The sequence below is a fragment of the Serratia sp. A07 genome (assembly GCF_058725505.1).
This window is the reverse complement of the sequence record NZ_JBZXDO010000024.1, coordinates 67,198-81,757: the sequence shown is the minus strand read 5'-3', so window position 1 is coordinate 81,757 and position 14,560 is coordinate 67,198. Positions and strand designations below refer to the sequence as shown.

Annotated in this window: 15 protein-coding genes; 2 read left to right on the top strand and 13 right to left on the bottom strand. The window is 62.2% G+C overall.

Features of this window, described 5'->3' with window-relative positions; genetic code table 11:
• From AC4PR2_RS20375 to trxC, 3 genes are all read right to left on the bottom strand, one after another.
• Positions 1-206 (bottom strand): hypothetical protein (locus AC4PR2_RS20375; RefSeq protein WP_492175397.1); only part of this gene is annotated, 206 nt, incomplete at its 3' end.
• Between the two features lie 48 nt (positions 207-254).
• A complete protein-coding gene (locus AC4PR2_RS20370) occupies positions 255-944 on the bottom strand; it encodes a tRNA-uridine aminocarboxypropyltransferase (RefSeq protein ID WP_060431249.1) in 690 nt (229 codons plus the stop codon).
• Positions 945-1,058: 114 nt separating this feature from the next.
• Positions 1,059-1,478: a thioredoxin TrxC gene (trxC, locus tag AC4PR2_RS20365; protein WP_443014574.1), complete on the bottom strand. Its 420-nt coding sequence runs from the start codon at positions 1,476-1,478 to the stop codon at positions 1,059-1,061.
• Positions 1,479-1,685: 207 nt separating this feature from the next.
• Here trxC and AC4PR2_RS20360 point away from each other — a divergent pair, with 207 nt between their 5' ends.
• Complete coding sequence (locus AC4PR2_RS20360) at positions 1,686-2,774, top strand: tRNA/rRNA methyltransferase (protein ID WP_197658747.1); 1,089 nt, start codon at positions 1,686-1,688, stop codon at positions 2,772-2,774.
• 60 nt (positions 2,775-2,834) lie between these two features.
• Here the strand turns inward: AC4PR2_RS20360 and emrB are convergent, their stop codons facing one another.
• The 7 genes from emrB to AC4PR2_RS20325 all read right to left on the bottom strand — a co-directional run bounded on the left by emrB (position 2,835) and on the right by AC4PR2_RS20325 (position 10,152).
• The gene (gene emrB / locus AC4PR2_RS20355) at positions 2,835-4,373 is read right to left on the bottom strand and encodes a multidrug efflux MFS transporter permease subunit EmrB (RefSeq protein ID WP_038872860.1); all 1,539 of its coding nucleotides are present in this window, start codon (positions 4,371-4,373) and stop codon (positions 2,835-2,837) included.
• A gap of 17 nt (positions 4,374-4,390) precedes the next feature.
• On the bottom strand, positions 4,391-5,563 hold the full coding sequence (gene emrA, locus AC4PR2_RS20350; protein WP_033635707.1) for a multidrug efflux MFS transporter periplasmic adaptor subunit EmrA: 1,173 nt from the start codon (positions 5,561-5,563) through the stop codon (positions 4,391-4,393).
• 23 nt (positions 5,564-5,586) lie between these two features.
• Positions 5,587-7,038: an efflux transporter outer membrane subunit gene (locus AC4PR2_RS20345; RefSeq protein WP_060425102.1), complete on the bottom strand. Its 1,452-nt coding sequence runs from the start codon at positions 7,036-7,038 to the stop codon at positions 5,587-5,589.
• A gap of 28 nt (positions 7,039-7,066) precedes the next feature.
• Positions 7,067-7,585: a transcriptional repressor MprA gene (gene mprA, locus AC4PR2_RS20340; protein WP_025160249.1), complete on the bottom strand. Its 519-nt coding sequence runs from the start codon at positions 7,583-7,585 to the stop codon at positions 7,067-7,069.
• 162 nt (positions 7,586-7,747) lie between these two features.
• Positions 7,748-8,095: an L-valine transporter subunit YgaH gene (ygaH, locus tag AC4PR2_RS20335; RefSeq protein WP_197786798.1), complete on the bottom strand. Its 348-nt coding sequence runs from the start codon at positions 8,093-8,095 to the stop codon at positions 7,748-7,750.
• A complete protein-coding gene (locus AC4PR2_RS20330) occupies positions 8,085-8,831 on the bottom strand; it encodes an AzlC family ABC transporter permease (RefSeq protein WP_038872849.1) in 747 nt (248 codons plus the stop codon). The genes ygaH and AC4PR2_RS20330 overlap by 11 nt, the downstream gene beginning before the upstream one ends.
• A 121-nt stretch (positions 8,832-8,952) precedes the next feature.
• Complete coding sequence (locus AC4PR2_RS20325) at positions 8,953-10,152, bottom strand: MFS transporter (protein ID WP_033632267.1); 1,200 nt, start codon at positions 10,150-10,152, stop codon at positions 8,953-8,955.
• A 105-nt stretch (positions 10,153-10,257) separates the two neighbouring features.
• Here AC4PR2_RS20325 and AC4PR2_RS20320 point away from each other — a divergent pair, with 105 nt between their 5' ends.
• On the top strand, positions 10,258-11,136 hold the full coding sequence (locus AC4PR2_RS20320) for a LysR family transcriptional regulator (RefSeq protein WP_038872847.1): 879 nt from the start codon (positions 10,258-10,260) through the stop codon (positions 11,134-11,136).
• Between the two features lie 30 nt (positions 11,137-11,166).
• Here AC4PR2_RS20320 and proX read toward each other — a convergent pair whose 3' ends face one another.
• The 3 genes from proX to proV form a co-directional block, all read right to left on the bottom strand.
• Positions 11,167-12,168, bottom strand: a complete 1,002-nt coding sequence (gene proX, locus AC4PR2_RS20315) for a glycine betaine/L-proline ABC transporter substrate-binding protein ProX (protein ID WP_033635697.1) — start codon at positions 12,166-12,168, stop codon at positions 11,167-11,169.
• 70 nt (positions 12,169-12,238) lie between these two features.
• A complete protein-coding gene (gene proW / locus AC4PR2_RS20310) occupies positions 12,239-13,345 on the bottom strand; it encodes a glycine betaine/L-proline ABC transporter permease ProW (RefSeq protein ID WP_337046909.1) in 1,107 nt (368 codons plus the stop codon).
• Positions 13,338-14,540 carry a glycine betaine/L-proline ABC transporter ATP-binding protein ProV gene (gene proV / locus AC4PR2_RS20305; protein WP_492175395.1) on the bottom strand — a complete coding sequence of 401 codons (1,203 nt, stop codon included), beginning with the start codon at positions 14,538-14,540 and terminating at the stop codon, positions 13,338-13,340. Before proV ends, proW begins: the two co-directional genes overlap by 8 nt.
• Positions 14,541-14,560 lie beyond the last annotated feature (20 nt).

The window sequence follows — 14,560 nt, the reverse complement described above, 5'->3', positions numbered from 1 at the left end:
TGAGTAGGTTGTGATCTCAGATTACAAACCGGCCAAAATAATTGTCGCGAACCGGCCAGATTAATTGTCGTCAGATAGGGCCCGCCGAAACCGCCGGCCAGCAGGTTGCTCATCATCAGGTTGCCGGCGCGGCCGGGCTGCTGCGAAGCGCCCAGCACGGCGATCGATTTGGGACGTAGTAGCGCTTCTAACCCTCGCTGGCTCATGCACGGCTCCTTTTGGCAACGTTACGCCTGATTTTAGGCGCTTTCTGGCTACATTGCTGTGACCGGTGCCTCCGGCCGGGTCGGTTTTCCCGCCAGATATTGTTGACGGAAATAGCGGAAATGCTGATTCAATCCGTCGGCGGCCGGCAGATCGCCCGCCTGTTGCAGCAGGGCGGCGGCCACTTCCGCCGTGCAGTGTTGCTCGGCGCGGCTGGCTTCGCGCAGCTGGTAGTCCGATGCCGCGTCGACGTTGAGGGAAAACACCGGGAATTGATTGAGGTACGGGCTTTTACGGAACATTTTGCGCGCTTCCGCCCAGGTGCCGTCCAGCATGATGAACAGCGGCGGTTTGCCGCCGGCGGGCAGCTCGCTGAACACCGGCCGTTCGGCGTCGGCGTAGGAAGCGGGGAACACCACATAAGGCTGCCGCGCCGGATCGTTGATGGCCGCCAGCAGGGCCGGATCGACTTCGGTGCGCGACCAGAGGAACGCCTGGGTGTCCGGCAGGATATCGGCGATCAGGCGGCCGGTGTTGCTGGGCTTGAGCGGCTCGGCGCCGAACATGATCAGGCAGAAACGGCTGCCGGCCTGCTGCGGGCGAATGGTGTCGCACAGGCAGTTTTTATGCGGCAGCAGGCAACCCTGACAACGCGCCACCCGGCAACCGCGCGCCAGAAAAGGGCGGGTGGCGCGGTCTAAACGGAATTGGCGCAGGCGAAGTACGGCGTTGTCGGTCATAACGATCCTGGGGAAAAACCGCCATTGTAACGCAGAAAAAAGCCCGCCGGGAGGGGCGGGCTCGATCGAGGCGCGTTCGCGCGCGATGGCGGGATACGGCCTATACTTGCCGAATCACACTAACTCGTTGAGCCAGTTGTCAAACGGCGCTTTCGGCATCGCGCCGTTGAGCATGTCGACCATCTTGCCCTGACGGAACACCATGATGGTCGGGATGCTGCGGATGCGGAAACGGGCGCTCAGCTCCGGCTCGGCTTCGGTGTTCACTTTCACGAAGCGCACTTTGCCGGCGCGCTCTTCGGCCACGTCTTCAAAGATCGGCGCAAAGCTGCGGCACGGGCCGCACCACGGCGCCCAGAAATCGACCACGACCGGCAGATCGTCCTGCAGCAGCTGGTCCAGCGTGGCGGCGGTGGCATTGATCACTTCACCGTCGAAGAGCTCATGGCCGCAGCGGTCGCATTTCGCGTTGTCCGCCAAACGTTCTTCCGGCACGCGGTTGGTGGCATTGCAAGCTGCACAAACTGTATTCATGTTGACCTCGGGTACAGAGAAAGCATGGTCCCCGCAACGCAGTTGCGGAGATGTTTCTTTAATGCTGACAATTATCGGCAAAACCCGGCGCATGAACAATGAGGTTTGTTCAATGGATGTGATAGTTGGGAGCTTTTAGCGCAAGTTGGTGGCTTCGTGCACCAACATCAGGTAATCTTCGCGCCCTGCGCGTTGGTGGAGAAGACAATGAACGATTCATTTAGTGGCAAGAACGGTAAAGTCAAAGTGATGTACGTCCGCAATGACGACGACAACGGCGACGACCGCAACAAGAATAAACGTCCGGCCGGCAAAGGCCGTCCGGCTGACGGTGCGCGCTCGGGCCGCACCGGTCAAGACAAGGCGCGCGGCGGCAACGATCGCCGCGGCGCCGACTCCCGCCGCAGTGAAAGCGATCGTCCTCGCCGTCCGGCGCGCACTGAAGATCGCGGTGGCAACGAGTCGCCGTGGAGAACCGTTTCTCGCGCGCCGAATGAAGAGCCGGCGTTCGATCACGGCGGTATCAGCGGCAAAAGCTTTATCGATCCGGAACAGCTGCGCCGCCAGCGCGCGGAAGAAACCCGCGTTTACGGTGAAAACGCCTGTCAGGCGCTGTTCGCCAGCCGCCCGGAAGCGATCGTGCGCGCTTGGTTCGTGCAGTCGGTCACCCCGCGTTTCCGCGAAGCGCTGCGCTGGATGGCGGCTAACCGCAAGGCTTACCACGTGGTGGATGAGGAAGAGCTGGCCAAGGCTTCCGGCACCGAGCACCACGGCGGCGTCTGCTTCCTGATCAAAAAGCGTCAGGGCCTGGATGCGCAGACCTACCTGAAAAGCGCACCGGCGACCGACTGCGTGCTGGCGCTGGAAGAAGTGGGTAACCCGCATAACCTGGGCGCTATCGTCCGTTCTTGCGCTCACTTCGGCGTCAACGGCGTGCTGCTGCAGGATCCGGCGCTGCTGGAATCCGGCGCGGCGGTGCGTACCGCAGAGGGCGGCGCGGAGCACATCAAGGCGATCAACGCCGACGATTTCCTGTCGGTGCTGGACACCTTCCGCAAGGCGGGTTACACCATCGTTACCACCTCCAGCCACAAAGGCACCGCGCTGGCGCAGGCCAAGCTGCCGGCCAAGATGGTGCTGGTGCTGGGCCAGGAACGTGACGGTCTGAGCGACAGCGCCTGGCAGCAGGGCGACATGAACGTGTCTATCGGCGGCACCGGCAAGGTGGAAAGCCTGAACGTTTCCGTAGCGACCGGCATTCTGCTGGCGGACTGGTGGCGTCAGAATCAGGCGTAATCTGTTCTACGTCGGATAAAAAAACGGGCGCCCCAGGGCGCCCGTTTCGTTTATTGAAGCTTAGTGAGCGCCGCCGCCCCCACCGCCGCCGGAGCTGAACGGCGGTTTCGCCACCCACACCAGCACCAGCAGCACCAGGAATACCCCGGCCGACAGCCAGAAGATCTCGTTGGCGGAGATGATCAGGCCCTGCGCGGTGATCTCGTTGGCGATATACGCCGACGCTTGTTGTTTGCTCATGCCGAGCTGCTCCAGCTGCCGGTACATCTCCTGCGACTGCGGGTTGTACGGGTTGACGAACTCCGTCAGTTGCGAATGGTGCTGCGATTCGCGCTGCGTCCACAGGGTGGTGGTGATCGAGGTACCGATCGACCCCGCCAGCGTTCGCGTAAAGTTCGACAGGCTCGACGCCGCTGCCATGCGTTCCGGCGGCAGGCCGGACAGCGTGATGGTGGTCAACGGCATGAAGAAGCAGGCGATGGCGAAGCCCTGGACAAACTGCGGCCAGGCGGAAGCGCCGAAGTCCATACCCGGTTCAAACGTATAGGCGCGCCAGTAGAAGCACACGGCATACATGATGAAGCTGAAGGTGACCAGCCGGCGCATGTCGAGCCGGTTGCCGAACTTGCCGATGATCGGCGACAGCAGCACCGGGATCAGCCCAACCGGCGCCGACGCCAGCCCCGCCCAGGTGGCGGTATAGCCGTACACCTCTTGCAGCAGCTGCGGCAACAGCACGATGGCGCCGAAGTACAGCATGTAGGCCAGGCTGATACACAGGCAGCCGATGGTGAAGTTGCGCGACTTGAACAGCGACAGATCCACCACCGGATGGTCGTCCGTCAGCTCCCACACCACCAGGAACAGCAGTGCCACCACCGCGACGACGGTGAGCGTGATGATCTCGGTCGAGTTGAACCAGTCCAGCTCCTTGCCCTGATCGAGCATGATCTGCAGCGAACCGATGCCGACGATCAGCAATACCAGGCCGACGGTGTCGATCGGTTTGATCTCGGTTTTGGTTTCCCGCCCCTTCAACGTCGCCATCGCCGCCACGATCACGAAGACGCCGATCGGGATGTTGATGAAGAAGATCCAGCCCCAATGGTAGTTGTCGCTGATATAGCCGCCGAGGATCGGCCCAAAGATCGGCGCGACGATAACGGTCATCGACCAAAGCGCCAGGGCCATCGCTCGCTTGGCGGGCGGATAGTTGTTCAGCAACAGGCTCTGCGACAGCGGGATCAGCGGCCCGGCCACCACGCCCTGGATCACGCGGAAGAAGATCAGCATGCCGAGGCTGTTGGAGATGCCGCACAGCCAGGAGGCGAGGGCGAACAGCGCGGTGGACCAAAGGAACAGCCGCACTTCGCCGAAGCGCTTCGCCAGCCAGCCGGTGATCGGAATCGAGATGGCGTTCGCCACGCCGAACGAGGTGATCACCCAGGTGCCCTGCGAGTTGGAAGACCCGAGGTTACCGGAAATGGTGGGGATCGCCACGTTGGCGATGGTGGAGTCCAGCACCTGCATGAAGGTCGCCATGGCGAGCGCGACCGTCATCCAGGCAAGCTGGGCGCCTTCAAGCGGTTTCTGTGGCAAGATGGCCTCCCGCGCGCTTAGCCGGCGTTCGCATGGATCACGTCGGCGATCAGCTGGTTAACCGGCGCCAGATTCAACGCCAGCGCGTCGCTCTGATACAGCGGTTTGTCGCGCACCACGTCGGCCAGCACGCGGCCGTCCAGGTTGGCGGTGTCGACGGTCACCAGCGTAGAAAGACCGATGCGCAGCGGATGATCGGCCACCTGCTTGGCGTCGAGCTCAATACGCACCGGCAGACGTTGCACCACTTTGATCCAGTTGCCGGTGGCGTTTTGCGCCGGCAGCAGGGAGAAGGCGCTACCGGTGCCCATGTCGATACCGGCCACTTTGCCCTGATACACCACGTCGTCGCCGTAGACGTCGCTGACCACCGTCGCCGGCTGGCCGATGCGCATGTTGGCGATCTGGGTTTCCTTGAAGTTGGCGTCAACCCAAATGTGATCGGCCGGCACCACCGCCATCAGCGGCGAACCGGCGGCGATCTGCGCGCCGACCTGCACGCTGCGGCGCGAGACATAGCCGGTGATCGGGCTGATCACTTTGGTACGCTGCAGCGCCAGCCAGGCATCGCGCATCTGCGCGGCGGCCTGTTGGATCGCCGGCTGCTGTTCCAGCGGGGTGTTCAGCACCATCGCCTGATTGGCGTTGTATTGCTGCACCGCCACTTCCAGCGCGGCCTTGGCGCTGTCGACCGCATCGCGAGCGTGTTGCAGCTCTTCGCGGCCGATGGCGTCAACGCTGCCCAGCACCACGCGGCGCTTCAGATCGTTCTCGGCCTTGCTCAGATCGGTCTTGCGCAGGGCGATGTTGGCCTGATATTGCTTGCTGTTGATGATCAGCTGGTGGGTCTGACGCACGCTGTTGGCCAGGCCGGTCTTGGCGCGTTCAAACGCCTGCTCGGCATCGGTCGGATCGAGCGTCAGCAGCACGTCGCCCTGCTTGACGTAGTCGGTGTTGTCGAAATTGACGCTGTTCACGCTGCCGGACACCTGGGCCATGATCTGCACCTGGTTGCCGGAGACGTAGGCGTCGTCGGTTTCCTGGTGATGACGCAGCACCAGGAACCAATACACTAAGTAAGCCACCCCTATAACAATGAAAATAACCGTCAGCAACAGCAGCCAAAATTTACGCTGCTTCTTTTTGCCGTTCGGCTGCTGCGGGTTTTGGATTTCCGCGCTTGCGCTCATGGTGTTCTCCAAGCCTTATATTATTATGCTTTCGAATCCGCTGCGGCCGGGGCCTGATAGCCACCGCCCAGCGCGCGGATCAGTCCTATCTTCGCCTGCAGTAAATTGCTGCTGGCATTCAACTCCGCCTGTTGCTGCTGTAATAGCTGCGTCTGGCTGGTCAACAGATCGTCGCGCCCGATAATCCCTGCCTGGTAACGGGCGTTGGCGACCTGATACACCTGTTGCATCGACTGGGCCGCGGACGCCGCCTGCAGCTGCTGTTGCGCAGAGCTCTGCTGGATGGTGATGGCGTCGGCGGTTTCCTGTACCGCATTCAGGATGGTTTGGTTGTAGGATTCCACCGCTTCGTCATACAGCGCGGATTCCTCGCCAAGCTTGCTGCGCAGCGCCCCGGCGTGGAAGATTGGCAGCGAAATCGCCGGCATCACGTTCCAGGCCTGGCTGGCCGCTTCAAACAGGTTCGGGCTGGTACCACTGGTATTGGTGGTCATCAGGCCGGCGAAGGCTGAAATGGTCAGGCTGGGGTAAAACTCTTTACGCGCGGCGCTGACGCGCTGGCTGTAAGACTCCACCAGCTGGCGTTGCGCGGCGATGTCCGGGCGTTTGCCCAGCAGATCCGCCGTCAGCTCGCCCTGCGGCGCCATCAGGTTGTCTGCGGGCAGCGGCACCTGACGCAGGTGCTGCATGGCGTTTGGCCCCTGGCCCGCCAGCGCGGCGAGCTGGTGTCTGAGCTGCTCGATCTGCGATTGCAGCTGCAGGATCTGCTGCTTGGCGACGTCGGACTGTGCCTGGGTTTGTTGCGGCACGTCGACGCCGGTCAGGCCGGCCTGATAGCGCTGTTGGCGCAGCGCGGTCAGGCGCTCATTGTTGTTCACTTCCTGCTGCAGCAGCTTCTCGAGCGCCAGGTTGCTCTGCAGCTGATAATAGGCGGACGCCACCGAACTGGTCAGCGTCAGCGCCGCTTGTTCCTGCTCGGCGCGCGCGGCGTTGACCTGCGCCTTGGCGGCGTTCACCTGGTTGCGGTATTTGCCCCACCAGTCGAACTCGTACGCCAGGTTCAGCCCCAGCGAATTGGAGCTTTCGTAGATCGGCTTATGCGGATACCCCAGCCCCATATTGACGTTTTGCGGCACGCGCTGGCGTTGGGTGCTGGCGTTCAGATCCAGGTTCGGCCCGTTGGCGGCGCTGGCTTCACCCACCACGCTCTGCGCTTCGCGCACGCGGGCGGCGGCCTGCCGCAGGGTCGGCGAGCTTTGCAGCGTCTGCGTCATCAAGGCGTCCAGCTGCGGATCCTTGAGGGCGCGCCACCACTGCGGGCTGACGGCCAGCGAACTGACTTTCGGCTGAGCCAACTGCAGGCTCTGCGGATCCATCAGCGTGGATTGCGGGGCAATATTATCGGTCGAAGCACACCCGGCCAGCAGCAACACGGCGAACAGCGGGGTGAATCTCCAGTTAAATGGGGATCGCATAAGTAGGTACCTGAACAGAAATTGTGAATTAGGATAACTGTTCTGTGATTTCCATTTGATCCAGACGTGCCAGCAATTTGCGCGTCAGCTGTTCCAGCTGTTTTTGCTCATCGTCGGTCAGCGTGGACCACAGGAAATGCAGACATTGGTGCTGCGGCGGCAGCAGTTGACTGAGAAATTCTTCCCCCTGCGGCGTCAGATGCAGATGCAGGCAGCGGCGATCGTTGTCGCTTTCCCGGCGCTCGATCCAGCCGCGTTTCTCCAGCTCGTCGGCGATGCGGGTCGCATTGGTGCGCGAGGAGCCTAAGGCAGAGCTTAGCTCAGAAGGTTGGATGCTGTGGCTTTCCTGCGCATCCAGGGTGATCAGCGCCATAAACAGTGTTTCGTTAATCCCCTGCGCCTTCAGCATCTTATTGCGGTTTTCCAGCAGCTTGCCTTGCATGTGCATGCACAGGCGGGTCAGCAGGATTTCCTGATAAGGGAAATCTTTCTGCCGGGTGGCGCGGAAATTCAGCATTTGTTCTATGGGGGCAAACGAGCTTTCCATAATTTAGGGCCTCATTAATTTCGTTCGAGATAGTAACGACGGTGACTAATAATGTAAATGTTCAGCCGTGCGGATAATTTAGCAATTCGTGTCATTTGTCAGTGTTTGTAAAGATGTGACGCATGAAAACGCCAAAGTGAAGCCAAACGATCGGGAGCGGCGTCAGCCCGGACCGAAAAGCATTAACAGCTTTAATGTGACGCCAAAGGCCGTCGCGCCGAGCAGCGTCGACAGAATGATGCTTTTGCTGTGGTAGAAGCACAGCGCCAGTGCGGCGAACCCCGCCAACGTCGGCAGCAGCTTGTCCGGTTCGCGCATGACGACCGGCGTGCTGGAGACCACCAGCAGGGCGCAGATCGAGGCGATGCCGATGCTGTCGAGCAGCAGGGCGGCTTTACCGCGTTTGAGGCCGGGCTGGACGCGCGCCGGCGCCAGCCGCAGCGGCAGATAACGGAACAGGTAATTGGCGCAGCCCACCACCAGGCCGATCACCAGCACATCAGTGTTCATGGTTGGCCTCCGCAGGGGCGGGCTGGAACAGGGCGGCGACGCAGCCGGCGCCGATGCCGGCCAAAATGGCGACCGGAATGGAGAACAGCACCACGCCGAGCAGCGCGCCGGCCAATGCGGCAGCAATGGTCAGGCTCTGCGGGCGCCGGAAGGCGGCCAGCAGGAAACTGAGAAACAGCGCCGGCAGCATGAAGGCCAGCGAGGCTTCGATCACCGGGAACTGCTCCAGCGGGCCGTTGCCGAACAGCGCGCCGAGCGCGGTGCCGGCCACCCAGGAAAGCCAGGAACAGAGCGCGATGCCCAGCATCCAGTTTTCGCTCCAGCTGCGGTTATTGCGCATCAGCCTGGCGGTAGCGGCGGCGAAGACCTCATCGGTCAGGCCAAAGGCCCACATCGCCGTTTTACCGGGCGACATGCGCGAGACGATGCGGTGGCGCAGCGCCGGGCCGTAGAGCAGGTGGCGCACATCCATCGCCATCACCGTTAACGCGGAGACCCACAGCGACATCCCGGCGCTCAACAGGGCGGTGATCACGAACTGGCTGGCACCGGCGTAGATAATGCAGGAGAAGAAAATGCTTTCCAGCGGGGAAAAGCCCAGTTTGACGGCACTGAGGCCAAAGGCGAACGCCACCGGGACATACCCGATGACGATCGGCAAACTGTCGACGACGCCGTTGGCGAAGGTGGCGCTGACGGCGGGCGGATTGAGGCTGTCTGCAGCTTGGCTTTGCATGGTTGTGGGTCGCAGGGTAGATAGGACTTCAATAGTTTATGCCCAGAACATTACCAGAGAGTAAGTAATGTTTATACCCTGCACCGCTAATAAATTTCTTAAGTGACTATTTGCACGATAATCAGATTGTCGCCGGCCCCTGCGGATCGTGGTGCTTGCCGAGCCACCAGGTCAGCAGGTTGAGCAGGCATAACACCCCGCCGGCGGCGGCCACGCCGTACCAGCCGGCATGCTGATAGGCCGAGGCGGAGAGCAGTGAACCGAGGGCGCCGCCGATAAAGTAGCTGGTCATATAGCCGGCGGTCAGGCGGTTGCGCGCGTCCGGCATGATGCGGTACATCACGCTCTGGTTGGTGACGTGTACCGCCTGCACCGCCAGATCGAGGATCAGGATGCCGGCGATCAGCGCCCACAGCGATTGTTTGGCGAACGCGATAGGTATCCAGGACAGCAGCAGCAGCACCAGGCCGACGGTGGTGGTCAATCCGGCTTTGCCCTTGTCCGCCAGATGCCCGGCGCGTGAAGCGGCCAGCGCCCCGGCGGCGCCCACCAGGCCGAACAGCCCGATCACCCCCTCGGAATAGTTGAACGGCGGCGCGGCGAGCAGAAAGGCCATGGAGGTCCAGAGCACGCTGAAGTTGGCGAACGACAGGGCGCCGAGGATGGCGCGGGTGCGCAGCAGCGGCGTGCGGCAGAACAGGCTGAAGATCGAGGCCAGCAGCTGCGGGTAGTTCAGCCCGGAGTGTTGCTTATAGCGCGGCAGCGCGCGCCACAGGATCAGCGCCATCAGGATCATCAGCACGCTGGCGACCCAGTAGATGGTGCGCCAGCCGCCGAACGATGCCAGCGCGCCCGCGACGGTGCGTGCCAGCAGGATGCCGAGCAGCAGGCCGCTCATGATGATGCCGACGGTCTTGCCGCGCTTTTCCGGGTGGGCCAGCGTGGCGGCCAGCGGCACCAGAATCTGCGCCACCACCGAGAACAGCCCGGTGAGCGCGGTGCCGAGGATCATCATCGGCAGGGTGGCGGAGGTGGCGGTGATCAGCATGCCCCCGGCGGCCAGCAGCGTCATGAACACGATCAGCCCGCGGCGCTCGAACATATCGCCGAGCGGCACCAGCAGCAGCAGCCCGGTGGCGTAACCGAGCTGCGCGGCGGTCACGATAAAGCCGGCCTGATTGACCGACAGGTTGAAGCCGGTGGCGATGGTTTCCAGCAGCGGCTGCGCGTAATAGTTGCTGGCGACCGCCAGGCCGGTAGCGATGGCGATCAGCACGGTCAGCGCCGGGCTGAGGCCCGGGTGGGCGTTTTGTTGGCTCATGGTTTTTTCATCACGGGAAGAAGATGGCGCGCAGTATCCGGCAACGCACGGCGGGAAACCAATGTATAATTTTCATTTTATTTATCTCATTTCAAGATAGATGCCATGAACCTGAAACAGATCCGCTATGCGCTGGCGGTGGCGGAAGAGCTGAACTTTACCCGGGCGGCGCAGCGCTGCCATACGGTGCAGTCGGCGCTGAGCCACCAGATCGCCAAACTGGAAGAGGAGCTGGGCTGCACGCTGTTTGAACGCACTTCGCGTCGGGTGCGGTTGACCCCGGCCGGCCAGGCTTTCGTGGCCCCAGCGCAGCGCCTGTTGGCGGCGCAGCAGGCGCTGGTGGAGGAGGTGACGGCGGCCGACGGCGCGGTGTCCGGCACCCTGACCATCGGCACCATTTCAACGATAAACGTGATGGCTCTGACCGAAAGGCTCGACAAGTTTCATCGCCACTATCCGGCGGTGAATATCCGCCTGTACGTCGGCATGAGCGAAGCGTTGCTGGAAGACGTGCGCCAGCAAAAATGCGATATGGCGTTCGTCGGCATCTGGCCGGGCGATGCCGATCTGCTGCCGATGTCGCACCGGCAGTTGGCCGATGAGCCGCTGGTGGCGCTGGTGGCGCCGCAGCATCCGCTGGCCGGCCGCGAGCGGGTGAACCTGCAGGCGCTGGCGGAAGTGCCGCTGGTGGATTTCTACAGCGGCACCGGCGCGCGGCGCCAAACCGATCGCGCCTTTCAGGCGGCGGGCATTCGTCGGCACGTCAGTTTTGAAATCGATCATATCGAATGGCTGGAGAATTTGGTGCGGCGCGGGCTGGCGGCGGGCATCGTACCGATTTCGACCGCGCAACGCTTGAGCGCGCTGGTGTCGATTCCGATTGAAGACGGGCCGCGGCGCCAGGTGTATTGCATTTGGCCGCAGCCCATGTCGACTATCGCCGAGCGCTTTTTGCATTTCAGCGGCATCGATATGGCGGGGTAGGGGCGCGGCACAGGCGGCGCCCCTGAACGGTTACGGCTTCGCCGCTTCGGCGGCGGTTTTCACCCAGCCGTCGAAGGTGGCCTGGTGCGCCTTGATCCAACCGTTGACGTGGTTCTGGATGTCGGCTTCCGAAGCCTGGCCTTCATGCATGCGCAAGTTTTGCGCGTTGATGTCGGCGATCGGCAGCTTCATGATGGCGAACAGCTTGGCGGCCGCCGGATTGGCTTCGGCCCACTGCTTGTTGGCGGCGATGCGCATGGTGTTGACCGGGAAGCCGTAGTTGGCGCCGTTAGGCAGCTTGGTGTCGACGTTCTTTTGCTCGCCCGGCAGGGAGGAGAACGGCACCTGCAGCCAGACCACGTCGCGCCCTGGCACCATTACATCGCTGACCCAGTACGGCGTCCAGGTGTAATACAGCACCGGTTTGCCCTCTTTGTAGCGGGTGATGGTGTCGGCGATCATCGCCGCGTAGTTGCCCTGGTTGTGTTCGACGGTATTGCTCAGGCCATAGGCCTTGATATGGTGGTTAATCACCGCTTCGCAGCCCCAGCCCGGGGTGCAGCCGGTCAGATCGGCCTTGCCGTCGCCGTTGGTGTCGAACAGCTTGGCGATCTTGGGATCCTTGAGCTGCTCGACGTTGGTGATGTGGTACTGTTCGGCGGTTTTCTTGTCGATCAGGTAGCCCTGCGCGGCGCCGTTGACGTAGACGCCTTCGCGGTAGAACTTGGCGTCGCCGCCGGCGGCCTTGTACTGATCGGCGTGCAGCGGATCCCAGTTGACCGCGATAAAGGTCGCGTCGCCGGAGGCGATCGAGGTGTAGGCGACGTTGTAATCCACTTCACGCGGTTCCTTCACGTCGTAACCCAATTTTTCCAGCGCCTTGCTGACCAGCAGCGTCTGGAACGTCTCTTCGGAAATGGTGCTTTGCACCGGCTGTACCGCGATCCCCTTGCCGGGTAAATCTGCCGCGCTCACGCTCTGTGAGCCAATCAGCGTCGTCAGGGCGAGAGCCCAGATGCCCGTAGTGCGCATAGTGTTTCCCCTTTTTTCGATGTGGTGGTGTCATAGCCCGCCGGGGCCGCAGCCGCCGGCGGGAAAAGCGTCAGGCCTGTTTGATGAACGGGCGAGTCAGCAGCCCGATGGGGCCGCGGCGATACCAGCGGCCGATGCCTTTGCTGCGGCGATCGCGCCCCAGCGATTGGGTGAGGCGATCGAGAATGATCGCCAGGATCACGATGCCGACGCCGCCGACGGCGGCCAGGCCCATGTCCAGCCGGCCGATGCCGCGCAGCACCATCTGGCCCAGACCGCCGACGGCGATCATCGAGGCAATGACGACCATCGACAGCGCCAACATCAGCGTCTGGTTCACGCCGGCCATGATGGTCGGCATCGCCAGCGGCAGCTGCACCTTGAACAGCAGCTGACGCGGGCTGGCGCCGAAGGATTCGGCGGCCTCGATCAGATCCTCCGGCACCTGCTTGATGCCCAGAATGGTCAGGCGCACGATCGGCGGCAGCGCGAAGATGATGGTCACCACCACGCCCGGCACGTTGCCGATGCCGAACAGCATGACGATCGGCACCAGGTAGACGAAGGCCGGGGTGGTCTGCATGGCGTCGAGCAGCGGTCTTATCACCTTGGCGGCGTGCTTGCTGCGCGCCAGCCAGATGCCGAGCGGCAGGCCGATAAGAATGCAGAAGAACAGCGCGGTCAGCACCAGCGCCAGCGTGACCATCGCCTGCGACCAGGCGCCGATGGCGCCGATGGCAACCAGGGAGAGCAGCGTGGCGGCGCCCATGCCGAGGCCCGAGACCTGCCAGGCGAGCAGCGAGAACACCAGAATGGCGATCGGCGCCGGCATGCCCAGCAGAAGCTGCTGGAAGCCGCTCAGGATCATGTCGACCGGCACGCGGATGCCCTGGAACAGCGGGCGGAAGTGCAGCACTAGCCAGTCGATGCCTTGCGTGACCCAGGTATCGAACGGCACCCAGGCTTTGTGGAACGGATCGAGCAGGCTGAAGTGTTCCGGCTGCGCCGGGGCGCCGCTGAGCCAATCGGCGCCTGACGCGGCGGCGTCATGGGCGGCCGGCGGCGGCGCGCTGGACCAGGCGTCGCCGGCGTTGGCGGCGGCATCGTTTGTGGGTGCGGCGCCGGCATCGGCCGGTGCGGTAGCCCAGGGATCTTGGGTTTGCGTGGTATCACTCATTGGGGGAGCCCTCCTTGTCCAACGCCTGCAGCAGCATGGCCTTGGAGATGATGCCGAGATAGTTATGTTCTTCGCACACCACCGGCACCGCGCACGGCGCCTGGGCGACCAGGGAGATCAGATCGCTGAGCGGCGTGTCGGCCGGCACGGCGGCGGGGGCCTCGAGCAGGGCATCGTCCAGCGTTTGATTGGCGGACAGCGCCTTTTTCAGCGACTCTATCGACACTACGCCGATAAATTTCTTCCCGCGTTCAACCACATAACCATAGTCCCGGTCCTCATCGCGCAGCAGCTGCAGCGCCGAACGGGGGCCAAAACCGGGGGTTTTGCGGATCAGCGTCACCGGGCGCCGTTGGGCGATATCCTTGGCGCTGAACACATGGCTGATGTCCACGCCGCGGAAGAAGGTGCGCACATAGTCGTTGGCCGGGTTATTCAGGATCTCGTCCGGCGTACCGACCTGGATCACCTCACCGCCCTGCATGATGGCGATGCGATCGCCGATGCGCATCGCTTCGTCCAGATCGTGGGAAATAAACACGATGGTGCGTTGATGCTGGGCCTGTAATTTCACCAGCTCATCCTGCATTTCGGTACGAATTAACGGATCGAGCGCCGAGAAGGCTTCGTCCATCAATAATATATCCGGGTTATTGGCCAGGGCGCGGGCTAATCCCACGCGCTGGCGCATACCGCCGGATAATTCATCCGGATAAGACAGCGCATAATTCTCCAGCCCGACCTGGCGCAGGGCATCCAGCGCTTTTTCCTGGCGCTCCTGCAGCGGTATGCCGGCTAATTCCATACCGAAGGCGGTATTATTCAGGACATTCATGTGCGGCATTAGCGCGAATGACTGAAATACCATGCTGATCTTATTTCGCCGCACGGTACGCAGCGCGGTTTCGGATATTTTGGCGATGTCCTCACCGTCGATCAGTACCTGACCGCGGGTGGGTTCTATCAGACGATTGAGAAGGCGTACCAGGGTGGACTTGCCGGAACCGGAGAGCCCCATGATGACAAATATCTCGCCTTCTTCAATGGCCAGAGTGGCGTCTTTTACGCCGAGCGATAAGCCGGTTTTTTCAAACAGCCGATCTTTTGTCAGACCTTTATCCAGCAGTTTGAATGCGCGTTCCGGGTGTTCGCCAAATATCTTATACAGGTTCTTTACTTCAAGTTTAATTGCCATGCAATTTGCTGTTTCCTCTG